The organism is Desulfotignum phosphitoxidans DSM 13687 (assembly GCF_000350545.1).
In the GTDB taxonomy this organism is placed as follows: Bacteria; Desulfobacterota; Desulfobacteria; order Desulfobacterales; family Desulfobacteraceae; genus Desulfotignum; species Desulfotignum phosphitoxidans.
Genome location: NZ_APJX01000003.1, coordinates 387,335 through 412,616, shown reverse-complemented (window position 1 = coordinate 412,616; position 25,282 = coordinate 387,335). Strand labels below are relative to the sequence as shown.

The window sequence follows — 25,282 nt, the reverse complement described above, 5'->3', positions numbered from 1 at the left end:
AACAATCCCCGTGTATCTTCTAAATGTCAGACATACACAGATCCCTGACCGTTAGAACGGCGGCAGCAGGCTGTAGCCCAGAAACCCTTTGGAGGTATACCGGATACCCACGTAAAAGGCAAGAATGATGAAGATCCATTTCAGCACTTTTTCCGGGATATATTTGGAGGTCCGGGGACCGATCATGGAGCCGATGAAAATACCGATCAGCTCAACCCCGATGAATCCCCAGGCAATGACCACGCCTTTACCCACCATGTACGAAAAGATGGACACGATCATGCCCACCAGCACGCACAGAGCCGAGGTCCCGGCCACCAGAAACATGGGCAGGCCGGCCACAGACGTCAAAAACGGCACATACAGAAATCCGCCGCCGACACCCAGAAACGATGCCAGGGCCGCGATCACGATACCACCGATCATGGGCACATAGGCTTTGAAAGAAAATTCCTGTCCGTAAAAGGTGAATCGGATATTGCCGATCATAAAGGTCATGGCCCAGCCGGCCAGACACAGAATATAGGGAACGAATTTAAGGACCGGGATCAGGTTGATCCACAAGGCGGACAGCACCACCAGTCCCACTGCCGCCCACATGAAAGTCCAGGAACCTTCGATGATCTTGACGCCCTGGTCTGATGTATCGGATTTTTCCTTGGCTGCTTTTTCAAAGGCCTGGGCCGCTGCCTTGGCCTGTTTTTTTCCGGCAGATCCCTTGGGGGTCATTTCATAAATCAGAAAAAACCCAAGCACAAACACAATCAGTCCGAAAAATCCAATGTAATCCTTCAGAGAAATTTTACCGGCTGTCAGTTCCGGTATCAGCCAGGAACCGCCCACACCACCGATGGCCAGACAGATACCCAAAGGCGCCACCAGACGTCCCATGCGGTAGTAGTTGAACGAAGAAATCACCCCGCTCAAACCCACCAGCCACTGGTTGGATACCCGGATGGAGTCGGTGAGCAGGTTGTTCACGGGGTTGCCCTTGCCAAAGGATTTGGCATAGTCGGCCAGACCGAAAATCGTGATATGTCCCACCCCGGCCATGATACCGCCGAAAGCACCGACCGTGGAAAAAATCCAGCCCACCCAGATGGCCCACAACAGGCCCAGGATCAGGCTGGGGTCCGGGGCACCCGGAATGCCCAGAAATCCCGGCGCTTCTTCCGGATTGATCACTTCCATGGTTTTAGCAGCCATCTCCGGATCCTGGAGACTGGCTTCAATGGCTGATTTCATTTTTCCCGGCATGTCCGGTGTGGTCAGGCCGGCACCTGTCTGGGCCATGGCCACGGCCACAAACGAGAACAAAATCATCAGCGCGGTTGCCAGATAAAACCTGGTTCGGTTTACCATCATTTTCCCTCCTTTAAATTAATACAGATAAAAAAATTATTGTTTTTTTTAAACACGGAGACAGGGTCTGTTTTCCGGTTTAATCAATTTACATTGTCGTATCATGTCAGCAATATTGGTGCCAGTTGATTAAAACACAATTTTTTGATTCATAACTCTATGAAATTATGATTATTTTATACTGTATCCATCTGATTGTCCGCCCCCGGTTTCAGGGTGTCACCCCCGGGGGTGGGCGCAATAAAAAATATGCAGCGCCAGAATAATACTGCACATGCCACGGCTACCGGAAATCATCCGGATCGATATCAAACCGTTTCATGACCTGCTGAAGGGCCTGCCGATCCAGCCCGCACCGCCGGGCCGCCTGGGTGATGTTTCCGTTGGCTGACGACAGCCGGGCCCCCACATATTCGTGATTGAACCGGGTAAGCACGGTTTCCTTGGCTTGTTTATAGGGCATCTCCATGAGATGGGCATCCAGGCTGTTATCCGGACACAGGTTCATTCCCGCATCGGATATGGGGATATCCGTTTCCTGGATTTCTTCGTTCCGGCAGTAAAGAATCCCTTGAACCAGCGCATTTTCCAGTTCCCTGACATTGCCCTGCCAGGGGTGCTTGAGCAGCAGCTCCATCACCTGGCTGGAAATTGTTTTCAGGGGTTGGTTCAGTTTTTTACAATTTTTGGCCACCAGGTGTTCCGCCAGCAGCGGGATATCCTCAATACGATCCCGCAGGGGCGGCAATTCGATGGTAATCACGGACAACCGGTAAAACAGGTCTTCCCTGAATTCTTTTTGCGCAATTTTTGCCCGAAGATCCTGGTTGGTGGAAGCAATGATTCGTACATCCACTTTCCGAACCCGGTTGTCTCCTAAGGGTTTGATCTCTTTTTCCTGGATCACCCGCAGCAGCTTGGTCTGGATGGACAACCCGATATCTCCGATTTCATCCAGAAAAATCGTGCCTTTGTCCGCTTCCTGAAACAAACCGGTTTTGTCCTGAAATGCACTGGTGAACGCCCCTTTTTTATGACCGAACAGCTCACTTTCCAGAATATGTTCCGGAATGGTGGGACAATTGATCGGAATAAAGGCGGCGTTGCTTCGCTGGCTGTGACGATGAATGGAACGGGCAGTCAGGTCCTTGCCCGTACCGGATTCACCGGTGATCAGCACGGTGACATCCGATGACGCCACCAGGCTGATTTTTTCAAACACTTTTTCCATGGCCGGGCTTTGGCCCACCAGGGGTGAAAAATCCTTGTCCCGGGCTTTGAGCAGCTGTTTATTTTCCAGAAGCAGCCGGCTTCGTTCCAGGGCCTTGCCGATCTTGAAAATCAGTTCGTCCTGTTCAAACGGTTTGGCAATAAAATCATAGGCCCCGCTTTTAATGGCCGTGACAACGGAATCGATATTGCCGAATGCCGTAATCATGACCACGGTCAGGTCAGGCAGGCGTTTCCGGATCTGATCCAGCAGTTCAAACCCGTCCATGCCCGGCATGCGGATATCACAGATCACCAGATCCCAGACATCGTTTTCAAGGATATTCAATGCCATTTCCCCGGAAAACGCCATGCAAACCGTACAGTCGATTTCCGATTCCAGAGTCCGTTTCAACAAACGGGTCATGTCTTTTTCATCGTCCACAGCCAGGATTCGGGCAGTCATTGGCGCATCTCCTCACGGTTGGGGTCGGCTTCTTGGGAAGAAGCCAGCAAAGGCAGGGTAATGGTGAACGCAGCCCCTTTGTCCTTTCGGTTCCGGACCCGGATATCCCCCCCGTGCCGACGGATGATTCCATACCCCACGGAAAGTCCGAGGCCCGTGCCTTCACCCACGGGCTTGGTGGTAAAAAACGGATCAAAAATCCGGGAAAAGTCTTTTTTGGGAATACCCGTCCCGTTGTCTTTCACCGCGATATGGATCCATTTGTCATCGTGGCAGGCGATTTCCACCTGGATACAGCCTTTTTTTGCCACGGCGTGGCAGGCATTGATCATCAGATTGATGATCACCTGGGATATTTCCTGTTCATTGCCATGGACCATCAAGGCCCTGGAACAGGGCGCCGGGGCTGCCATTTTCACATCCCTGAAATCCGAATGGTTTTCCAGAAAACTGATCACGTCATCCACCACTTTGCACACATCGATGGCATGCATTTTCTTGGTGCCTTTTCTGGCAAAAGTCAGCAAATCCGATACCACGGTCCGGCAATTTTTCACGTGTTTTTCAATGGTTTTCAGGTCTTGTTCATGCTCCCCGGGATTTTTGAGCATCAGCTGGGTATATCCTAAGATGATGCCCAGCGGATTATTGATCTCATGGGCCACACCGGCGGACAGTTCGCCTAAAGCCGCCAGTTTGTCCGCCTGGGCGATCTGCTGCTCCATCTGTTTTTTATCATTGATATTCTTGATGATGAAATGAAAGGTTTTGCCGCAGCCAAAAGCGCCGTAATCCACGCCGCCGGTAATCAGAACCCGGACAAAAGTCTGGTCGGCCCTGAGAAAATCCGCTTCTTCGTTCAGGATATACTCATGGGTTTCCAGCAGATTCAGAATTTTTTCCCGCTCAGACCGGACCGACAGAAAATCCTTGAGTCCCATTTTGTTGTCCAGAATATCGGGTTTCCTGTAACCGGTCAGTTCCACGCCGGCCTGGTTGATTTCGGCAAAGACAAAAAACGGATCCGTGACCACAATGGTATCCAGGGAGTGTTCAAAAATCCGCCGGGCTTTATGCTCCGAGCTGGTGAGCATTTCCGTTCTTTCCACGACCTTGTGCTCCAGGGTCTGGTTCAGTTCCAGGAGTTTGGCGCTGGTCTCTTCATGCTTCTGCTTGGCGGACAGCACTTTTTCATTGATGCGCCAGCTCTGGTTGAAAAACAGGGTGACCGTGCCCACCAGCATGAAAGAGATGGTGTTGACCGCCCCCGTGAAAGGACCGATACTGTTCCAGATATCCCCGCTGCCCGTGAGTACCAGAAACTGGCGCAGGATATGGCTGAAGGACCGGGACACCGCAAAAATGGTGAACCCGGCACAGATCCAGATCAGATAAAGAAACACCACATTATCCGGATCCAGGTCCCGCAGGGACTTGGCCTTGAACAGAGACAGCATCCCCAGCACCACCATGAACACGGACCCCAGCACATCCACCAGCAAAATGGGCAGGTTGGCGGTCATTGTCCGGCTCCTTTTTCTTCCGACCGCTGACGCTGGGCCGCAAGCAGGCTGTCCAGTCCCAGGAACAGAAAAAACATGGCCGGCACACACCACAGGTGATCCATTTTCAGAAAATAATAGATCACTGCCAAAAGCTGGGAGTCGGCCTGGGTGACCACGGCCAGCCGGGTGATGCTCAGGGTTTCGATGCGTACCACTTCGATCTGATTGTCCAGAAAATGGGCCACCAGCGTATCTAGGTTCCAGAAAATGAAAAACAGGGCCGCCAGTTGGATCTGACGCCACCCTTTCTGCCGGATCAATCCCTGGCTGTTGATGGTGAACATCAGTGCCACCATGGCCAGCAAAAAAAACAGATGCCCGATCTGATGGGCGACAATACCGGCATTGCCGCCGTGCATCTGAATGGCAAGGGCCGGTGCCGGACGCAACAATACCCAGGTCAGGGCCAGACAGATGAGGCAGCCCGTCCGGTTCATTTTTTCAAATGGGCCTTTTCCGTCCTGGCCCGGGTGGACATCAGCTTGATACATGCCGGGCACAGGTTGTGATGTTCCTTGGTATCCGGATGTTCCGGATTGATGTGGGACACCCGGTTCAGAAAATCAGCCGTGGCAAACATCCGTCCGCAGGCTTCACACCGTGCCAGGGGCAGCTGCCCGATGGTTTCCCCCTGAATGGACACGGTCCTCACATTGTCCTTGTCCGTCACTTTGATCACATCCGTGGGGCAGATATTGGCACAGGTGCCGCAGCCGATACACTGGCCGTCTCCCTTGACCACCCGGCCGCCGGCAGCAGTTTTCTCCATTTTCAGGGCCCCGGCTTTCACGATTTCATGACAGACCCTAATGCACAGCCGGCACCGGATACATTCGTCCGGCTCCGGCGGCAATTCCACATGATATCTTTGGGCCAGTTCCCGAATCCGGCGGGCATGGGGTGCCAGCTGAATCAAGCGTTCAAACGCGGTCTGACGGTGGGCGTTGACCATGGGCGAATCCGTCAGCACCTTCAGGCCCGGTTTGACTTTGAGCAGGCAGGACAGCATCACGGTCTGACGGCCGCTGGGAGAGGTGGCTTCCACCCCGCAGACCCGGCAGGCCCCGGACGGTTTCAATGCCGGGTGGTAACACAGGTGCGGGATATCGATATTGTTGCTTCGGGCCGCTTCCAGAACCGTCTGTTTTTCTTTACAGGCAATGGGTTTCCCGTTGATGAAGATCTCTATCATGACGGCTCACCCTGTCTGTCGTCTAAAACCCTGAGACAGTCCTGGGGCAGGCGATGGGTGCCTTTCCCCTGAAGGCTCACCTCGATGAGATCATCCGGATCATTGATGGAGGTATCCGGGTCGGTCACCACCCCGTGGGCACCGATGAAATCATTCATATACGGTTCCCAGGCTTCATCGGATGATGCCTGAAACACTTCCACACGGCTGCCGCGTCTGAATACCATAACATTTCTCCTTTATTGGTTTTTAACCGGCCGGGTTGACACATGAATCCTGGCGGACAGCTTGCGCTGACAGTGGTTGCACAAAAGCCGCTGATCCGATTTTTTCGTGACATCCGCTGTTTTATCGGAAATAAATGCCATATACTGGGCTGACGGCAGTTTGGCGCCACAGGCCTCGCAATGCTGGATATCCTGTTCATTCAAAATGGTGCCGCACAGCTTGAGCATGCGTTTGCCGTCCCGTTCTTCGATCACCATGGCATTGTTTTCACAATTGGCGGCACAGGCCCCGCAGGTGATGCATTTTTCAGAAGTCAGCCGGAAATCGGTTTTCACGGGATGATCAAAATCCAGGTACCCCAGGTGCAACGCGTCAATGCCCATTTTGTCCCGGCACACTTCCACGCATTTGCCGCACCGCCGGCACACATCGCACCGCAGGCATCTCCTGGCTTCCTTCCGGACCGCTTCTTCATCATACCCCAGCTCCACCTGCTGGAACGTGGTCCGCCGCCGGTCCACATTGAGCATGGACATGGACGGCCTTGTCAACCGCATTTTCTCCGATGCCGTCATCTCGATCATGGGACGTTTGTGCCGCCGCACCGGTATCTTGGGCATTCGGGGCTGGGGAATGTGGTTGAGATACCGGTGGATGGCATCGGCAGCCCGTTTTCCCCCGCCAATGGCCTCGATGACCGTGGCAGGCCCGGACACGGCATCTCCGGCGGCAAACACGCCCGGCATGCTGGTTTCCATGGAGGCATGGTTCACCTCGATAGTGCCCCTGCGGGTCCACCGGATCTTGTCAAAGGCGGTCATGCCGGAATCATCCACATACTGCCCGATGGCGGAGATCACGGCATCGGCGGGAATCACGAAATCCTTGCCCAGGATGGGCACGGGTGCCAGCCGGTCCGTGCCTTTTTTGGCGATCAGTTCCGCTTTGTTGCAGGCAAGACCCGTGATGACATCTCCATCCCCCCGGATCTCCGTGGGAATGGTGAGGAATGCGAATTCAATGCCTTCCTCTTCAGCCTGTTCCACTTCTTCGATATCTGCGGGCATCTGTTCCCTGGACCGGCGGTAGGCAATGGTCACTTTTTCCGCCCCCAGGCGCAGACTGGTCCGGGCCGCATCAATGGCCACATTCCCGCCGCCGATGATCACCACCCGTTTCCCGGGTGCATGACGATCCCCCAGCGCCACATTCTTCAAAAAAGCGATGGCCTCGATCACCCTGGGAAAGTCGGTTTCCCCCTTGATCCCCATATCCCAGGCCTTGTGGGCCCCGATGGCTATAAAGAACGCATCGGTTCCCTGCTCAATCATCTGCTCATAGGTTACATCCATGCCAAACCGGGTATTAAATGAAATTTTTACCCCGAGATCTTCGATCATGGCCACTTCCCGATCGATCACCTCTCTGGGAAGCCGGTATCTGGGAATTCCCACCATGAGCATCCCGCCGGCAAAGGGCAGTGATTCGATCACGTTGACGGCATACCCCATCAGCGCCAGGTAATAGGCACAGGACAACCCGCCGGGGCCGGCCCCCACCACGCATACTTTTTTACCGTTGGGCGGGGCCGGTTCCGGATTTTTATACTGGCGGTCGGACAACGCCCGTTCCGCAGCAAATGCCTTGAGAAACTTGATAGAGATGGGGGTATCGATACGGCCCCGGACACACATCATTTCGCAGGGCCTTGTACACACCAGGCCGCACACCCAGGGCAATGGATTGTCTTCCCGGATCACGGCAATGGCCTCGGCATCCTTGCCCTCGGCAATCAACGCCAGATAGGTGGGCACATCGATCCCTGCCGGACATGCCATCTGGCAGGGAGACGGTGCAATAACTCCGCAATCGTGGGTCGGGCAGTTTCGGGATTCAATGTGGCTGACAAACATTTCCCGATGTTCCGTGAATGCCTGGTTCAACGCCTGCCGGGTTTTAACGGCTGTTTCATTGGGATTTATGGTTTCAAATTCAGCCATCAGCTCGTCAATGGCCGGCATATGGCCATCTCCGGCTTCACCCAGGGATATCTCTTCCACCAGCATCCGGATGGATTCACATATCCGCCGCACCCTGGGGTCTGTCAGCACACCGGAATCAATCCGCTCAGACAGGTATTGCAGGGTGGACTGAACCGGACAGGTGTTTTGAGCCATGGATCACGCTCCTTTCAAAAACTGCTGTTCTCAAGAGACGCCACGGCTTGTGCATGGCGCTGCCGACGGATCTGGGTCATGTCCTCGACTTTTCCGAATTTCAGGCAACCCGTGGTACAGGTGGTGACACAGGCCGGTTCCAGGCCCTGGTCCAGCCGATCCATGCAGTAATCACATTTCACCACTTTTCCGGTGCTCGGATTCCACTGGGGCGCGCCCCACGGGCAGGCGGAGATACAGGTTTTGCATCCCACACACAGGTCTTGCTGCACAAATACAATGCCGTCCGAGGACCGCTGCTGCATGGCCCCGGTGGGGCAGGCAGACACGCACCAGGGATCTTCACAGTGAAAGCAGGGCATGAAGATAAACGACATCTTTGGCAGGTTATTGATAAACTTGGGTCCCACCTGGATAATCTGGCAGGGTTTGGGACCTTCGGGAAGATCTTTATTGGCTTTGCACTGAATCTCACACGCGTGACACCCAATACATTTTCTACTGTCCTGGAACAGGTAATACTGACTCATTCATTGCCTCCTTAAGAGATGATAATTACACCGGTGTCACGGTGACAAACGTGTCATGATATGCCGGGCTGCCGCCCACTTTGTCGTAGACATTTTCCTGGAGCACGGCATCGGACAGCCCCCGATTGTAGGACCGGGCCGCCTTTTTGGCTTCATGGCCGAATCCATGGGCCATGAACACGGCCTCAGGATGAATCAAGTCGGTGACAAACGCCTTGATCCGTCCTTTACCGCAGGCGGAAGCCACTTCCACGGTGGCACCCTCTTGAATGCCCAGACTTGACGCTTTTTCACGGTTGATCCACAGCACGTTTTCACTCATCAGTTCATTGAGATACGGCACATTCTGGGTGGAGATATGGGTATGAAGGGCGGTCCGTCCCACCACCAGTCGGAACTGCTTGTCCGGATCCGCCGGTTTTGACGGGGATTCATACAAAGGAAATGACGAAAATCCGGCATCTTCCAGCAACGATGATTTGAATTCTATTTTTCCGGACGGAGTTTTAAAGGGAATATCGTTTCTGTCCCAGAAAATCTGAGATTTGCCGTAACTGACAAATCCTTTTTCCTTGAAATCCGCCCGGGTGAACCCGGTGCCTTCCAGCTGCCAGTCCACCAGTTCGTCCATGGTTTCATAGGGGAAATAGTTCCCGATTCCCAGCCGCTCTCCAAGACGCTTGAGAATGATGGGCCCTTCCAGGGTATCATACCGGGGTTCCACTGCTTTTTCCCGCAGAAACATCATGGGTTTGAGCCCGTTGAGCTGCTGGACGGAGTCGGTCCGTTCCAGATAGGTGGATTCCGGCAGAATCACATCTGAATACCAGGCAATATCCGAATAATTGATATCGATGGTCACGATGAGATCCAGCTTGTCCAGGGCTTTTTTGGTGTTATTGGTATCTGCGATGGACATGAGGGTTTCCAGGCGATAATTGATCAACGCCTTGATGGGGTACGGGTCTTCATTGAGAATGGCATACGGCAGGATCTGCGGCGCGCCATGGGCCGGATCCGGCAGCGGAAAATCCGGGGTCCCGACCTTGTCGAACCGGGGCACCGTGATTTCAGGAAACGTCTGTTCCGTCAGCTTTCTGGCGGGTTTGCCGCCTTCTGCGCCCGGCCCTTTTTTAAAAAAGATACCGCCTTTGGCTTCCACGGATCCCATGAGCGCGTTGAGCATGAGGATGGACCGGCGCATATAGATTTCATTCTGATGACTGGCACACCGATATCCATAATGGAAAATCACCCCGGGTTTGACTTTACTGATTTCCCTGGCCAGGGATTTGATTTCATTGGCTGGAATTCCGGTTTCCTGTTCCGCCCATTCCGGGGTGTAGTCTTTGATAAAATCCTGGAACTCGACAAACCCATGGATCCATTTATCCACATATGATTTATCATAGAGCCGTTCTTTGATAATCACGTTCATCAGCGCATAGTTCAGGGCCAGGTCGGTTCCCGGCCGGATCATCCAGTACCGGTGCGCCTTGCCGGCGGTCACATTGACCCGGGGATCGATATAGGTGAGTCTGGCCCCTTTTTCCAGGGCATCCATCAGGGTGTTCACCTCTTTGACATTGATGGACTCGAAAATATTTCTGCCATACAGGACAATATGTTTGGTATTCCCATAATTGATACCCATCTGGCCGTCCGTGTATCCGAACATGGACCGGCAGGCCGTGTTCATGGATCCCTTGCACAAAGCATCATGGGTGAAATGGTTGGGAGATCCCAATGCTTTCAAAAAAGCCTTGCTCACGTGCGTACTCAACTGGGCCCGTTCCCCCAGGGCAATGGCGTGTCCCCCATGGGTTTCTTTGATTTCCTTGAGCCGGGTTCCCACATAATCCAGGGCTTCGTCCCAGGACGCTTTGCGCCAGTTGCCGGAGCCTCTGTCTCCCACCCGGATCAAGGGTGTTTGCGGCCGCTGATCATCCATCAACATGGATTTACCGGCCGAGCCCCTGGGGCATAAACTGCCGTCAATACCCGGCACATGCGGGTTGCCCTGAATCCAGTCCACATGTCCGTCTTTCACACCGACTTTGATGGGGCATCTGACCGAGCACATGAAACATAAACTGAACACATCTTTATCCATAATTCACTGTCTCCTTATAACTGACAATTTAAACTTGAGGCGATTTACTTGCCATAACCGTGCCAAAGAATCTTTTTTTTTAAAAAACACGGGAAGAGATACATCATATCCTGGAATCGCCCCGGATCAAGCGATTGTTTTTTGTCAAACATGTCAAGTAAATCATTAAAACGTGATGACGTCAAGCAAATAGCCATGTCTGTAACGGTTCCGAAATCCGTTTGCCGCCGGAACCCCGGGCCGGGATGTGCAATAAAAAAATTGCGGCGCAAGACTTATATGGCACTTCCTTTTTTCCGAGACATTTTATGAACACCTCAACCCTGTTGTTGACAATTTTTTCTTTTTATGCCTTTCTAATGGAGACCCTGGGTCATTTTATCTGAATCAACCCATAAAAAAAGAAAAAAACCAACCGCCCATGACCAAACGCTACCAGGCACCCATTGTTAAAAAAGCCTTTGATATTCTCACCGCCATTTCCAGATCCGGGAAAGGCCTGCGCATCAGTGACATTTCCGCTTGTCTGGACATCAGCAAAAGCACGGTTCACGGCATTACCGCAGCACTGGAAGAACAGGGCGCCATCCGCCGGGATCCCGTATCCAAACGCTACACCATCGGGCTGACCCTGATGGAACTGGGCAAAGCCGCGTATGAGCGGGTGGATATCATTCAAACGGCCCGGCCCGTCATGGAGCATCTGATGGAACAATGCAATGAATCCGTGTTCCTGGGAATCCGGAATCAGGACCGTGTCACAGTCATTGACATTGTCGAATCCCGAAAGGATTTCAAGATCAGTTCTCCCATTGGTACACCCCTTCCGCTGCTGGCCGGGGCCGTGGGAAAAGCGTTTTTAGCCTGCATGCCCCCGGCAGATGCAGCCGATTATCTGAAAGCCCATCCCATCCGCCGGTTCACGGCCCGGACCATTATAGACCCGGACGTCTATCTTGAAGAACTTCACACCGTGAAATCCAGAGGATATGCCTTAGATGATGAGGAATATTTAGTGGGTGTAAGGGCCGTGGCCGTGTGTCTGTCGCCCTTCTCCGACCAGCTGCCCGCCCTGTGGGTGGTGGGATTCAAGGCCGGGATGTCCGATGACCAGATGCCGCACATCATTGATCAGACCCTGGATGCGGCCCGGCGGATCAACCGGGCACTGGCCTGAAAAATCCGGCTACTCCGGCTCAGTAGCGGCAGGGTATTTTTCCATAAACAGTTTTTCCGCACTGGCCGTCCCGATCAGCACCAGTTCATCTTTCTTTTCCAGCACAATGGCCGGATCCGGGTTGATGATCAAATCCTCCCCTTTTTTCACTGCCACGACGCTGCATCCGGTTTTTCCCCGGATCTTTACATCCCGCAACACCTGGTTTTCCAGCCGGGGGCTTAATTCCATGCGGAACACATTCAAGCCTTCCGACAGCATAAGCACTTTCTGGGGGTGGATCAGATTCATAATGGTCGTGGTCAGCAGGGAACTGAACGACATCACCAGGTTGGCACCGGCCCGGTGCAGGGTATTGATATTCCGGTCCAGGCTGGCCCGGCTGATGATCTGGACATCGGGCCTCAGACGGCGGCAGTAAATGGTGAGATAGATGTTGAGGCTGTCATCATGGGTGGTGATGATAATGGACGGCGCATGGTCAATCCCGGCCTGAATCAGAATACTCCGGTCCCCGGCACTGCCATGGATGAAATGATCGAATTTCTCGGAAATTCCGGGTTTTTTCTCCACCACCCGGTAATCAATGCCGCGAAGATCCAGTGCATTGGCCACGGCCTGACCCACCCGGCCGCCGCCCAGTACCACCACGGGACCGTCCGACACGGCCCCGGATTTATCTGTTTCCCGAATAATAGAGCGATCAAACTGTTCCAGTTGCGCCCGGGTACCGGCCAGCACCAGGACGGTGGTTTCCCGGATCCGGGTGTCTGCCGTGGGTATCCGGAACATGCCCTGCTCCCAGACCCCCACAGCCGTCACCCCGCATTTTTCCCTTAGCCGGCTTTCAGCCATGGTTTTGCCCTGGAGCCAGGTGCGCATGGCCGGCACCTCTGCAATGAGCAGGTCATCGAACCGTCCGACAATATTGGCCTGCATATTGACCCCCAGCACCCGTCTTGACAATGCCTGGCCCAACATTCTTGTAAACTGGAACACATGCGTACTGCCGGCCAGTTGAAGAATATCCAGGGAGTCATCCAGGTCCGCATTGGTGACAGTGATGACCTGATCACTGGTTTCCCGGATGGTGAATATGATATTGGTGCTGGCGATATCATCATTCAACACCGCCACCATGACGGCTTGCTCGACATTCAACCGCCGGTAGGTTTCCGGATCATCCAGCTCTCCCACCACCACATGGTAGCCCTGGTCATGCAGGTCCAGGGCATGCTGGAGTTCCGGGGTCACAACGACATAAGCGATGCCGTATTGTTCAAGTTTCTCAATGAGCGTGACTGCCACGGCATCAAAATGGGTCAGAATGACGTGACCGGCCATGGTTTTTGGCACAGCCCTGGGTGCCCGGGATTTGTTCTGCTCTTCCAGCCACGGGGCGTAAAAAAACTGGATAAATGTGAACGGCAGCATCACCAGCAGAAAAACAATCCCGCTGAACAGCACCAGAACGGAAAACAGCCGGCCGATATCGCTGTGAAAAGTGATATCGCCGAACCCCAGCGTGGACATGGTGGTCAAAGTCCAGTAAAACCCGGTGATCCAGGAATACTGACGACCTTCATACAACATCAGCACATGGAACAACACAGAGAACAATGCAAAAAGAAATATCAGCATCAATACGAATTTCAGCAGAATCCAGCCGTTACTTCGGCTGCTGCCGGTTTTGAGCAGCAATGTCAGCTGGGTTGCCATGGTTTTCATCATTGCATGTTCCTGTTTGCCAAAATCAAACAAGGGGTCAGGAATATCTCCCTGACCCCCTGGTCTTTTTTGTGGTAGGCACGAGCGGACTTGAACCGCTGACTTCTACCGTGTCGAGGTAGCACTCTACCAACTGAGTTACGCGCCTTTAAATGATCAGGTTCTTTTATCAGACCCTGGGGGTCATGTCAAGAAAAACTGCCGGGTCATTGCCGTGTTTTTTCATTGTCTGATTGTGGAATGGTTGACTCACCGACTTCCCCGGTATTTGTCCCATCAATGAAACGGATCCTCACGTCAGTCTCTGTCAATTCAGCGATTTCAATGCCAAATCCATCAAAGGTCTTGCGCATGATATGCCGGGCAAACTGTTCGGTGCTTCCCTCATAGACCATTTCAAGAACGGCCTGATCCGATCCGATCTCCCGGGGCACCACATTCTGTATTTCTGTCATTTCAGCAAACCGTTTTTCCAATGCAATGAATCGGGGAAGGAACTGATTCCCATGGATACTGACCGTGAACCTGGCTTGTTCCCTTTTTTTAGGTGCCCAGGACTGATCCAGCTGCGCTGACAGATCCGCATACGCCAGGTCCACGGCCCGGACAATGGCCCGGACATCCCCGGGCTGATCGGCATCTGCTTTGGCGGCCGCCTGATGCTCACAGTCTGCAACGGATTTTCCCGTGGTGACATCCAGCACGTTCAGGCGGACAACGGCATCAAAACCTTTTTCATCTTCCATGGGGTTGCCGGATTCAGTGGCACCGGCCCGGCCCAGCACGACCAGGTCGGCATCCAGTTCCTGTGCCAGATCCACGGCAGCCCCCGTGTCATAAATGGACTTGAACTGAATCCCATAGTCTTTGGGATCCGGGCGATTTTCCCCCAACGCCACCACATTGAACCGGTTTTGCGTCATCTGGTTCGCTATCTGAATTTCCGCATGGGAATGATAGGGTTCCGGGTTATTTCCCCACCAGTATTTAGGCAGCAGATCTGACGCCGTTTGTTCGGCAATGAGCAGCAAAATCCGGGGTTGGTCCGCATCTGCATCGAAAATGCCCGCTTTTGCAAGCACCTGGGCCAGCAGTCCTGACTGCACACGGGATTCCACCCCCACCAGATAGCTGTCTTCATAAGTCGCCTCCCCTAAAACCCGGAAGGTGCTGATATAATCCTCGGCGGACGGCAGAATCCGGGAGTAAAGGAATTCCAGATTGTCGGCAAATGTCCGGGGCGGCACCACCTGGGCAAAAGCTTGGGTGACCGCCTGCTTGAGCGCTTCCGACACGGCTGCCTGTCGGGCTTCAGGGATCTTTTCGCCGGCAATCGATTGAACCCCCGTGGTCAAAATCTGAATCTCATCGGACGTTGCAGCGGCCCCACCCGGACCCAGAAACAATATTGCAAAAATTGCGGCCCAGACAACGGCCTGTTTTCTGATACCCATGATTACACCTTTCTGTGAACCGCATAGTTCGCAATTAAAGTTAAAATCGTTTTTGAGGCGGATGCATCAAAAATGGTCAGGGCTTGTTCCGCCTTTGCCACATCCTCTTTTGCCTTATTTTGAGTATAGGAAATTCCGTCAAGCGACTCAAGTTTTTCCTTCAAGGCCTGGAACTGCACAGGATCAAACGCGGTTTCAGACAGCATCTGCTCCATCCATTTCCGGTCTCTGACGCCGGCATGGGCCAGGCTGTAAATCATGGGCAGCGTCAATTTGCCTTCCCTGAGATCCGCACCCGGATTTTTTCCCAGCTGGGTGGCCGTGGCCGTATAATCCAGAAGATCATCCGCCATCTGAAAGGCCATGCCCACATGAAACCCGAAATCCGCCAGTGCATTCTCCTTTGCTTCGGACGCGTGGGCCAGTATCGCTCCGCACCGGCAGGCCCCCTGGATCAGCACGGCGGTTTTACGTTCGATAATTTTCATATACTGGGCTTCGGTCAGATCGATCCGGCCTTTTTTATCCAGCTGGTCGATTTCTCCTTCAGACATCTCCCGGGTGATTTCTGCAATCACGGCAATCACCCGGGAATTGTTTGTCCGGGCCGCAATGTCCAGGGCCCTTGCCAGAAGAAAATCTCCGGTAAGCACCACCTGGGCCGCCGGCCAAAGGGTGTGTGCCGCATCCCGTCCCCGGCGCAGGGCTGATCCGTCCACCACATCATCGTGCAGCAGGGTGGCGGCATGCAGGTATTCAAACATGGTGGAAAACATCACCTCATGGCCGCCCCGGTATCCGCACATGCGGGCCGCATGGATGAACAGCAGGGGCCGCAGACGTTTGCCGCCGCTGAACAAAAGGTGCGCGGCAATCTGCTTCACCAAGTCCAGGCGGGGGGCCAGATTCTCTTCCAGGGCCTGCTCCACCTGATTTAAATCCGGTGTGACCTGCGCCAGGATCTGTGTTTTCAAGTCTGTTTTCATGCCTTCTCCCCGGCGATGTCATATTCATATCCATCCGTTATCTTTACCTGAACCCGGGAGCCGATGGCAAGCCCGTCCGAATAAATAAACGTGACCCCGTCCACTTCCGGGGCCTGGAACATGGTCCGGCCGGTAAACAGGCCCGGTTCCGGGTTTTCTTCCACCAGCACAAGATAGGTTTTTCCCACATGCTTCTGGTTGATCTGCCCGGAGATTTCCGCCTGGGCCGCCATCAGGGTGTCGTGACGGACCTGGGCCACATCTTCGGACACATGATCCGTCAACGCATGGGAAGGCAGGTCTTCGGCATCGGAATACGTGAATACCCCCAAATGATCAAAGCAAATCTCTTGAATAAAATGCAGCAGCGAGTCAAACATCTCCTGAGTTTCCCCGGGAAACCCCGTGATCACAGTGGTGCGCAACGCCGCATCCGGGTCTGTCTGCCGGATCATGGCAAACAAATCTTTGAGCTGGGTGCGGGAATAAGGCCGGCCCATGCGCCGGAGCATCGTGGTGTCTGCATGCTGGATGGGCACGTCATAATAGGCGCAGATATTGTCATGGGCTTTGACGGTGTCGACGATCTGCCGGGTCAAAGACTCCGGGTGGGTATACAGCATCCGGATCCAGACGTCCGGGTCCACAGCCGCTGTCTGCCGGGACAAGGTTTCCAGCACGTCCGCAAACCCGGTGCCGTCTTTCAGGTCCCGGCCATAGTCCGTGGTGTTTTCCGCCGTGAGAATGATCTCTTTTACCCCTTGTGTTACCAGCGACAGGGCATCGGTACAGATATCATCCAGGGGGCGGGACCGCTGCCGGCCCCGCAGGGTGGGAATAATACAGTAAGTGCAGTGCCGGTTGCACCCTTCCGACACCTTGACAAACGCATACGGGTCTCCGGACAGGGCCCGGTCCACGGACAGATCGGCAAAGGATCGGGCATTGGGGTCCGGGAACAGGGTCAGACAAGACACGGCCCCGTCCGCCACCACATCCACAATCTGCTCACAGGCCCCGGTTCCCAGGAATGCATCCACCTCGGGCAGGCTGTCGGTCAATCCCGGGTCATCCTTGTACCGCTGGGCCAGACATCCCGTGACGATCAGGCGGCGGCACGCGCCCTGTTTCTTGTATTGCGCCATCTCCAGGATGGTATCCACGGCTTCGTCCGCCGCAGAAGCGATAAAGCCGCAGGTGTTGACCACAATGACCCGGGCTTTTGCCGGGTCATGGGTTCGGGTGTGCCCGGCCGCCAGGAGCTTTCCCAGCATGACTTCGCTGTCCACCTGGTTCCGGGAACACCCTAAGGTTTCAAAATAAATGATCATATGGCTTTGGCCATCAGATCCCCCATGAGTTTGGAGAACCGCGACGGGTTGTCCAGCTTGCCCCCCTCGCTGATCACGGCAATGTCAAACAGCAGATCCGCGTAATCCGTAAGCACGGGGTTGGTGGTATCGGTTTCGAATATCTGTTTGATCTTTTCCATGACCGGATGGTTGACATTGACCTCCATCACCCGTTTCTGTTCCGGGGTTTTCTGGCCCGATGCCTTGAGGATTTTTTCCATGTAGGCGCTCATGCCCCAGTCATCCCCGGACAGGCAGGACACGGAATCTTTCAGGCGGTTGGACACCACCACATCCTTGACATGGCTCTCCAGCTTGCCCTTGAGAAAAGACAGCAGGGCCGAGTATTCGTTTTTCTTGTCATCATCCACCTTTTCCACATCCAGATCGCCTTTTTCCGCGCTCTTGAGCTTCTTGTCCTTGTATTCGGTCAAAGACTGGGTCACCCACTCGTCAATGGGATCCACCATGAGCAGCACTTCATAGTCTTTGGCTTTCAAAGACTCCAGCAGCGGGGAGTTCATCAAAGAGTTCAGATTTTCACCCGTGATATAATAAATATCTTTCTGATCCTCTTTCATGTTCCCGATATACTGATCCAGGGTCACGTATTTGCCCTCGGATTTGGTGGTCTTGTACCGCAGCAGGGCCGCAATCCGTTCCTTGTTGGTGAAGTCCGTGGGAATGCCGGCCTTCAAAGCCTGGCCGAATTCGTTGTAGAATTCTTCGTATTTTTCCGGGTCCATCTCCTCTAAGGTGCTGAACACCCGTTTCACCAGGTTTTTGCGGATATTTCTCACCAGCCGGTCCTCCTGGAGGATCTCCCGGCTCACATTCAGATTCAGGTCCGGGGCATCCACCACCCCCTGGACAAACCCCAGATAATCGGGCAGCAGTTCCTTGCAGTCATCCATGATAAACACCCGTTTGCAGTACAGCTGCATGCCGTGCTTGCGCTCGGGCCTAAACAGGTCGAACGGGGCCTTGGACGGGATATACATGAGCACATCATATTCAGTGACCCCTTCGAACTTGTTGTGGATCACGGCCAAAGGCTTGTCCCAGTTGTGGCTGATATGTTTGTAGAACTCTTCATGCTCCTGTTCAGTGACCTCATCTTTGGGCTGGGCCCAGATGGCTTTCATGGAGTTGAGGGTTTCGTCTTTGCGCACCTTTTTAAAGGTGTCTCCGATGGGCTTGCCGTCCTTGTCCTTGATGATTTCATTTTCAGGGAGGGGTTCGCTTTTTTCCAGATTCATGATCACGGGATAGGTCACAAAATCGGAATGTTTTTTCACAATGTGCTGAATGGTGTATTCATCCGTGAAATCCTGGTCATCTTCTTCAGGCTCTTTCAAATACAGGGTAATGGTGGTGCCCCGCTCTGTTTTGTCGATCTCTTCAATGCTGTAGGTGCCCTGACCGTCCGATTCCCACCGCACCCCTTTGTCTGCCCCTGCGGCCCGGGTTTCCAGGCAGATTTTATCGGCCACGATAAAGGCGGAATAAAATCCCACACCGAACTGACCGATGAGTTCCGGGGTCAGGGTGGTTTCTTTTTTGGATTTTTCCAGCGCTTCCATGAACGCAGCCGTGCCGGACTTGGCAATGGTACCGATATTGTCGTTGACTTCGTCCAGAGTCATGCCGATACCGTTGTCCGTGATGGTGAAGGTCTTTTTTTCCGGGTCCACGGCCAGGCGGATCTGAAAATCCGTGTCATCGCTGAACAGGTCCGGTTCGGTCTGTTCCTTGAACCGGGCCTTGTCAATGGCGTCCGAGGCATTGGATATCAGTTCTCTGACAAAAATCTCCTTGTTGGAATACAAAGAGTTGATGATCAGGCGCAGCAGCTGCTGAACTTCGGTTTTAAACTGGTGTGTCTGTTTCTCTCCCATGGTTACTCCTGTGTCGATTTTAAAAGGGTTAATCGTTGCGTTAAAATAAATTTTTTCTAATTATTGTGGCAAAAACCGGATTGTCAAGGCCAGGGGTGTGCCTGGCCCCCAATCCTGCTGAAAAACCGCCTTGCCATTCTTTTTCAAAGATATTACATTGCCTGCTGATTCTTTCTTCATATTAAATCATCAAGGAGTCCGCTTATGGAACAAAAAGCGTTTCAAGACTATTATTCGGAAGAATTCAGCCATTGCTACGGCTGCGGCCGGCTCAACAAACACGGGCACCAGATCAAAAGTTATTGGGACGGAGAGGAAAGCGTGGCTGTTTTCACTCCCGAACCCTATCACATAGCCATTCCCGGATTTGTCTACGGCGGGTTGATCGCCTCTTTAGTGGACTGTCACGGCACGGGCACGGCTGCAGCCGCCACATATAAAGCCCAGGGCCGGGCCATGGATACCGATCCGGCGTTGCGGTTTGTCACGGGCTCCATTCATGTGGATTATCTGGCCCCCACCCCGCTGGGCGTGCCTCTGGAACTGCGGGGCACGGTATCGGAAATGGGCCCTAAAAAAGTGGTGGTGGACATCCGGGTTTCCGCAGAAGGCAAACTGTGCGCCAAAGGCCGGGTCATTGCCGTGAAAATGCCGGACACCATGATGGCAAAAAAATAGAACAAGGAGAAACCCGTGGCTGAAAAAAATAATGATCCAAAACAGAAAACAGTCCTGTTCGCCTTCAGGGGCGATCCTCTGTGCTTTGTCCATGTGCTGCTCAACGGCCTGGATCTGCATGCAAACGGACAGCAAGGCAAAATTGTCCTGGAGGGAGAATCCGTCACCCTGGTGGAAAAAATGAGCCAGCCCGGCCATTTTCTGTCAGACCTTTATCAGAAAGCCAAAGACGCCGGCATCATTCACGGGGCCTGCAAGGCGTGCAGTGCCAAGCTCAAGGCCACAAAAGCCGTGGAAAACGCAGGCATCCCCCTGATCGGGGACATGAACGGCCACCCGGCCATGTCGCAGTTCCTGGCACAAGGGTATCAGGTCATCACGTTTTAACCGGATTTGCGGCCCTGCCGGCTGATCCCTTTCCTGAATACCCCCCATGCCCTGCCGGGCACAACAAATCATGAAAGCCGTCTGCCGTCGCTGACTTAACACTTAAAACTTAAACACTTAAAACTGCCATACAAAACGGAGACCACCCCATAGATTGATCATGCCCGCTGTCAGCAGACAAATAGCGTTCATCCACCTGTTCATCTGTGTCATTCTGTGCTTTTTGTTCAGTCAGGCCGGTCTGTGTGCTGTGGCTCAGGACGCAGATTCCCTAACCATCACTCTGACGGAACAGGAAAAAGCCTTTATTGAAAAACATCCCGTGATCCGGGTGAGCAACGAGATGGACTGGCCCCCGTTTGATTTTGCCATTGGAAACCAGCCGTTCGGCCTGAGTATCGATGTGATGACCCTGCTGGGGGCCCGTTTGGGCATTCAGTTTAAGTACATCAACGGATACCGGTGGAACGAGCTGGTCAACATGTTCCAAAAAAATCAGCTGGATCTGCTTCAATCCGCTTACAAATCTCCGGCACGTGAACAGATCGGCCGGTTCACTTCTCCTTATTACAAGGACAAAACCGTGTTTGTGGTGCCTTCCCACTCGCCGGGTATATCCGACATCACGGACATGAGCGGCAAAATCGTTGCCATTCCCAAGGGATGGGCCTATGAAACCTATCTGACCGACCATTATCCCGATATCCAGGTGTTGACCGTCAAGAACACGGAAGACGCGTTTCATGCAGTCATGAACCAGAAAGCGGATGCGGCCATCGAGCTGTCTGCCGTGGCCAGATACCTGATCAAAAAAAATTATCTCACGGGCCTGAAAATCTCGGGATGGTTCAACCAGTATGACAGCAATGACCAGAAAGCCCTGCACATTATGGTTCGGCCTGACTGGCCCGTTCTGCATCAGATGCTTGAAAAAGCGCTTTTGACCATTACGCCCGGGGATATTGCGGCCCTGGAATATAAATGGCTGGGAGAAATCCGGCCCGGCATCGACAGAGCACTGAACCTGACCCCGGAAGAAAAAGCGTTTCTGGCCACCCACCCAAAGATCCGGGTGGCCAATGAGCTGGACTGGCCCCCGTTCGATTTTTTACTAAACGGCGAACCCGCCGGTTTTGCCATCGATTATGTCCGGCTGCTGGCAGAGATTGTTGGACTTGATCTGGAGTTTATCAACGGCTACACCTGGTCCCAGCTGCTGGAAAAGGGCCGCACAAAAGAGATCGACCTGTTTCCGGGTTTGTGGAAAAGCCCGGACAGGGAAGAGTTTCTGGCTTTTTCCCGCCCCTATATTCAATTGATCAAGGTGCTGGTTACCCAAAAGGACGCGCCCCCGGTCCATTCCCTGGCAGACATGAAGCATCGAAAAATCGCCCTGCCCACTGGATACACGCTCACGGAGATGGTCATGGACCAGTATCCGGACCTGGATTATGTCATGGTCAAAAATCCGGCCGAAGGCATCAAACGGGTGTCTCTCGGCCGGGCCGACGGTTTTGTCGGTGCCTTAGGCATTGTCAATTATATCATCAAACAACAGTTCATCAACAATGTGCATGTGGCTGGGGAAATCGAACTGGATCAGGACCTGCCCCTTCACATGGGCGTCAGGAAAGACTGGCAAATCCTTGCCACGATCCTTGACAAGGCCATGAAACAGGTGGATCCGCTGCAATATGATGCCATTGTCCAAAAATGGATCGGCTCCATGGACCCGGCCGGGGAACTGGCCACCCTCACCCGGGAGGAAAAAGCCTATCTGAAAACCAAAAAACAGATCTCCCTGTGTGTAAGAACCGATGCCCCGCCGTTTGAATTTCTTGACAGTAACGGAGAATACAGCGGCATTGTGGCGGATTTTTATCAGCTGCTGAGCCGGAAAATCGGGGTGCCTATTCAGGTCGCCGGCAACGGTTCTGAAATCGGCACATGTGACATGATCGCAGTGGTGACCCCCAATGATCCGGACTCGGCGGACATTCAGCCCGGCTCTGCTTACGCCACTTATCCCCTGGTTATTGCCACGGACCGAAACGCCCTGTATATAAACACCCTGGAGGCTGTTGGTGAAAAACCCATTGCCGTGAGCACCCGGGCATCATTTTACCCGGACATCCAGACCCGGTACCCTCAAGTGAATTTCATCCCCATGGATTCCGTGGAACAAGGGCTGATCCAGGTCCAAAAAGGGCAAGTGTTCGGTCTGGTGGACACGGCCCCGGAAATCGGGCATTACATCCAGGAAAACAACCTGTTTGATTTGAAAATTTCCGGTGAACTGCCTTATCAGGTCCGGTTTCAGGCCGGTGTTCCGACAGATGATCCAGTGTTGTTCCAGATCGTTGAAAAAGCCATTCATTCCCTGACCCCGGAGGAAAAAAAGCAGGTTTTCCAGAACTGGATGACCCTTAATTATGAGCAAAAATTTGATTACACACTTTTATGGGGAATTCTTCTGACTTTGGGCATTATCGGCTCTTTTGCAGTTTACCGCCACATCTCCATTACCCGCTACAACCGCAAACTGGGCCGGCTGAACCAGGAACTGGTCCAGGCCAACAAAAAACTGGAAGCCATCTCTTACCTGGACGGACTCACGGGCATCCCCAACCGGCGGAAATTCGATGAAGTCCTTGAAACCGAGTGGAAACGGTGCGAACGAAATCAACTGACCCTGACGCTGATGATGATTGACATTGACTATTTCAAACCGTTCAACGACCGGTACGGCCACCTGGAAGGCGATGACTGCCTGAAAAAAGTGGCGCAAACCCTTGAATCCTTATTGCGGCGGCCCGGCGATTTCGTGGCCCGGTACGGCGGCGAAGAGTTCAGCATCATTCTGCCGGGCATCGAGCCGGCCGGCACGGAAAACCTGGCCCGAAAAATTCTGGACCAGGTGCAGGCCCTTGAAATCCCCAACCAGGATTCAGATGTCTCCCCTTACCTCACCGTGAGTCTCGGCGGCATCAGCGCGGTTCCCACCCGATCATTACCCGCCCACTGGTTCATCAACCAGGCCGATCAACTGCTATACCGGGCCAAGGAAAACGGCCGGAACCGGTACCAGCTGGAAACCCTGTAACCCATCATGCTCAAACAGGTGATCTGAAACTCAAGCCATTGAAAACGGGAGAATAAATGCAGGACCAGATAAAAGACATTGAAGTTTGCTGGGCAAAACAGCTGCAAAGAGAACATGACGATATCTGTTATCACCGACGTGTTTCCCTGGCAACGCCCGTGGTGGCCATCGTTGGCGGTAAAAACCGACTGGGATACTGGACCCCGGCCAACCAGACCATTTCCATTTCCAGGCACTTGATCGAAAACAATCCCTGGGAAATCGTACTGGAAATTTTCAAACATGAAATGGCCCATCAATATGTCAGCGAATACCTGGATAATGCCGACGTTCATGGAAAAGGATTTAAAACCGCCTGTGACATCCTGGGGGTCCACCCGGCGTTTGCCGGATTCGGCAGTCCCCGAAAGGATCATCTGGCAGCCTTCAAGGGAACCCTGCCGGAAAAGGCACAAACCCTGCTGCGGCGGGTGGAAAAACTGCTGGCACTGGGGCAGTCCAGCAATGAATCCGAAGCCCGTGCCGCATCCAGAAAAGCCAGTTATCTGCTGAACAAATACAATCTGGACCGGATTGACAAAGAAGACACCAATGCGTCAGACATCCGATATTTATATCTTCACAGCGGCAAAAAACGCATGGAAACCATTGAAAAACTGATCCTGAAATTTCTGGAGGAATTCTATTTTGTCAGTTGTGTGACCGCCACCATCTATGATGCCCGAACGGATGAAGAATACAGGGCCGGAGTCCTGATCGGCAAAAAAGAAGCCCTGGTGGTGGCTGAATATGTGTACCGGTTTCTTTTGGATACCTCCGGAAAATTATGGCAGGATTTCCGGAAAAAACATCACGGCCAGCGCACCGGGAAAGTGGCGTTTGATTCAGGCTTCATAAAAGGCATCCAATCCAACCATGAAATGATGTTCAAGGCCCGGGAGGGTGGCGCCCTCCCGGGCGACACCTCCCTGCCCATCGCGGCCGTCAGGGCGTTGCGGGTCCAGTCCCGGGTTGAAAACAACCGTGAAAAAACGCGCTTGTTTCCCCGGTTGACCAAAAACCGGTCATCGTTCCGGATGGATGAAAACGCGTTCCGCCAGGGCATGGAACAGGGCAGAAAAACCCATATCCACCGGCCGATGGAACATAAAAAAGACGGGATCACCGCATTGCTGAACCGGTGAAAAAGGCGCGATGACAACAAATCGACTTACTTTTCAGGATCTGTGGGGATACCGGAAAAAAACACTGACAGCAGCAAACGACCTGGACCTGATTCTGCCGTCGGTCACTTCCCTGCCATTGGTCTGGTGGCGCAAAAACTTTTTTTTCAAGGGAATGGCAGACACCCGGCTGGCGGAAGAAACCCGGGGTGACTTTCCGGCGATCCCCAAAATACAGGGAACTCACCCGGTGTTCGCTCTGAAGCCCGTATTGAACCATATCGGATTTGTCGTTTGTCCATGCAGTTCCCAGCCGCAATATTCAAAGGTTCCCTGGATCGAAAAAGGCACCCGGCTGCTCCACACCAACCATGAAATGGACAGACGCTCCTATCTTATCACCCATATCCGGTTCAACATGCCCGCTTCCGCGGCCTCACAGTTGCGTTTCCAGGGAGAGGTGACCCCTAGCGACATCATATCCCCCTCCCGGAAGAATAAAGGATAATCCCCC

The 25,282-nt window shown here is 53.4% G+C and carries 20 protein-coding genes and 1 tRNA gene; 6 read left to right on the top strand and 15 right to left on the bottom strand.

What is annotated here, in order from left to right; genetic code table 11:
* Positions 1-51 precede the first annotated feature (51 nt).
* From DPO_RS09350 to DPO_RS09310, 9 genes are all read right to left on the bottom strand, one after another.
* Positions 52-1,365, bottom strand: a complete 1,314-nt coding sequence (locus DPO_RS09350; protein ID WP_006965595.1) for a sulfite exporter TauE/SafE family protein — start codon at positions 1,363-1,365, stop codon at positions 52-54.
* A gap of 280 nt (positions 1,366-1,645) precedes the next feature.
* Positions 1,646-3,037 (bottom strand): sigma-54-dependent transcriptional regulator, encoded by a 1,392-nt coding sequence (locus DPO_RS09345; protein WP_006965594.1) that lies wholly within the window; start codon positions 3,035-3,037, stop codon positions 1,646-1,648.
* The gene (locus DPO_RS09340) at positions 3,034-4,560 is read right to left on the bottom strand and encodes a PAS domain-containing sensor histidine kinase (RefSeq protein ID WP_006965593.1); all 1,527 of its coding nucleotides are present in this window, start codon (positions 4,558-4,560) and stop codon (positions 3,034-3,036) included. Before DPO_RS09340 ends, DPO_RS09345 begins: the two co-directional genes overlap by 4 nt.
* Positions 4,557-5,039, bottom strand: a complete 483-nt coding sequence (locus tag DPO_RS09335) for a hypothetical protein (protein WP_006965592.1) — start codon at positions 5,037-5,039, stop codon at positions 4,557-4,559. The genes DPO_RS09340 and DPO_RS09335 overlap by 4 nt, the downstream gene beginning before the upstream one ends.
* Positions 5,036-5,794 (bottom strand): 2Fe-2S iron-sulfur cluster-binding protein, encoded by a 759-nt coding sequence (locus DPO_RS09330; RefSeq protein WP_006965591.1) that lies wholly within the window; start codon positions 5,792-5,794, stop codon positions 5,036-5,038. The genes DPO_RS09335 and DPO_RS09330 overlap by 4 nt, the downstream gene beginning before the upstream one ends.
* On the bottom strand, positions 5,791-6,021 hold the full coding sequence (locus DPO_RS09325) for a hypothetical protein (RefSeq protein WP_006965590.1): 231 nt from the start codon (positions 6,019-6,021) through the stop codon (positions 5,791-5,793). The genes DPO_RS09330 and DPO_RS09325 overlap by 4 nt, the downstream gene beginning before the upstream one ends.
* A gap of 12 nt (positions 6,022-6,033) precedes the next feature.
* Complete coding sequence (locus DPO_RS09320) at positions 6,034-8,199, bottom strand: NAD(P)-binding protein (protein ID WP_006965589.1); 2,166 nt, start codon at positions 8,197-8,199, stop codon at positions 6,034-6,036.
* Positions 8,200-8,213: 14 nt separating this feature from the next.
* Positions 8,214-8,729, bottom strand: a complete 516-nt coding sequence (locus tag DPO_RS09315; protein WP_006965588.1) for a 4Fe-4S dicluster domain-containing protein — start codon at positions 8,727-8,729, stop codon at positions 8,214-8,216.
* Positions 8,730-8,754: 25 nt separating this feature from the next.
* A complete protein-coding gene (locus DPO_RS09310) occupies positions 8,755-10,842 on the bottom strand; it encodes a molybdopterin-dependent oxidoreductase (RefSeq protein WP_006965587.1) in 2,088 nt (695 codons plus the stop codon).
* A gap of 421 nt (positions 10,843-11,263) precedes the next feature.
* On the opposite strand from DPO_RS09310, the gene DPO_RS09300 reads away from it, so the two are divergent.
* Positions 11,264-12,019: an IclR family transcriptional regulator gene (locus tag DPO_RS09300; RefSeq protein WP_006965586.1), complete on the top strand. Its 756-nt coding sequence runs from the start codon at positions 11,264-11,266 to the stop codon at positions 12,017-12,019.
* A gap of 9 nt (positions 12,020-12,028) precedes the next feature.
* On the opposite strand, the gene DPO_RS09295 is transcribed toward DPO_RS09300, so the two are convergent.
* From DPO_RS09295 to htpG, 6 genes are all read right to left on the bottom strand, one after another.
* Positions 12,029-13,750, bottom strand: coding sequence for a potassium channel family protein (locus DPO_RS09295; protein WP_006965585.1), 1,722 nt, complete (start codon positions 13,748-13,750; stop codon positions 12,029-12,031).
* 69 nt (positions 13,751-13,819) lie between these two features.
* Positions 13,820-13,895, bottom strand: a tRNA-Val gene (locus DPO_RS09290).
* Positions 13,896-13,953: 58 nt separating this feature from the next.
* Positions 13,954-15,201: a hypothetical protein gene (locus DPO_RS09285; protein ID WP_006965584.1), complete on the bottom strand. Its 1,248-nt coding sequence runs from the start codon at positions 15,199-15,201 to the stop codon at positions 13,954-13,956.
* Positions 15,202-15,203: 2 nt separating this feature from the next.
* Entirely contained in the window at positions 15,204-16,187 is a 984-nt protein-coding gene (locus DPO_RS09280; RefSeq protein WP_006965583.1) for a polyprenyl synthetase family protein, read from the bottom strand.
* On the bottom strand, positions 16,184-17,518 hold the full coding sequence (rimO, locus tag DPO_RS09275) for a 30S ribosomal protein S12 methylthiotransferase RimO (protein ID WP_006965582.1): 1,335 nt from the start codon (positions 17,516-17,518) through the stop codon (positions 16,184-16,186). The genes DPO_RS09280 and rimO overlap by 4 nt, the downstream gene beginning before the upstream one ends.
* The gene (gene htpG, locus DPO_RS09270) at positions 17,515-19,437 is read right to left on the bottom strand and encodes a molecular chaperone HtpG (protein WP_006965581.1); all 1,923 of its coding nucleotides are present in this window, start codon (positions 19,435-19,437) and stop codon (positions 17,515-17,517) included. The genes rimO and htpG overlap by 4 nt, the downstream gene beginning before the upstream one ends.
* Before the next feature lie 204 nt (positions 19,438-19,641).
* Here htpG and DPO_RS09265 point away from each other — a divergent pair, with 204 nt between their 5' ends.
* The 5 genes from DPO_RS09265 to DPO_RS09245 all read left to right on the top strand — a co-directional run bounded on the left by DPO_RS09265 (position 19,642) and on the right by DPO_RS09245 (position 25,276).
* On the top strand, positions 19,642-20,115 hold the full coding sequence (locus tag DPO_RS09265; protein WP_006965580.1) for a PaaI family thioesterase: 474 nt from the start codon (positions 19,642-19,644) through the stop codon (positions 20,113-20,115).
* A gap of 15 nt (positions 20,116-20,130) precedes the next feature.
* Entirely contained in the window at positions 20,131-20,502 is a 372-nt protein-coding gene (locus tag DPO_RS09260) for a DsrE family protein (RefSeq protein ID WP_006965579.1), read from the top strand.
* 160 nt (positions 20,503-20,662) lie between these two features.
* A complete protein-coding gene (locus tag DPO_RS09255; RefSeq protein WP_006965578.1) occupies positions 20,663-23,605 on the top strand; it encodes a transporter substrate-binding domain-containing protein in 2,943 nt (980 codons plus the stop codon).
* Positions 23,606-23,661: 56 nt separating this feature from the next.
* Positions 23,662-24,789 (top strand): DUF2786 domain-containing protein, encoded by a 1,128-nt coding sequence (locus DPO_RS09250; protein ID WP_006965577.1) that lies wholly within the window; start codon positions 23,662-23,664, stop codon positions 24,787-24,789.
* A gap of 10 nt (positions 24,790-24,799) precedes the next feature.
* Complete coding sequence (locus DPO_RS09245; RefSeq protein ID WP_006965576.1) at positions 24,800-25,276, top strand: hypothetical protein; 477 nt, start codon at positions 24,800-24,802, stop codon at positions 25,274-25,276.
* Positions 25,277-25,282 lie beyond the last annotated feature (6 nt).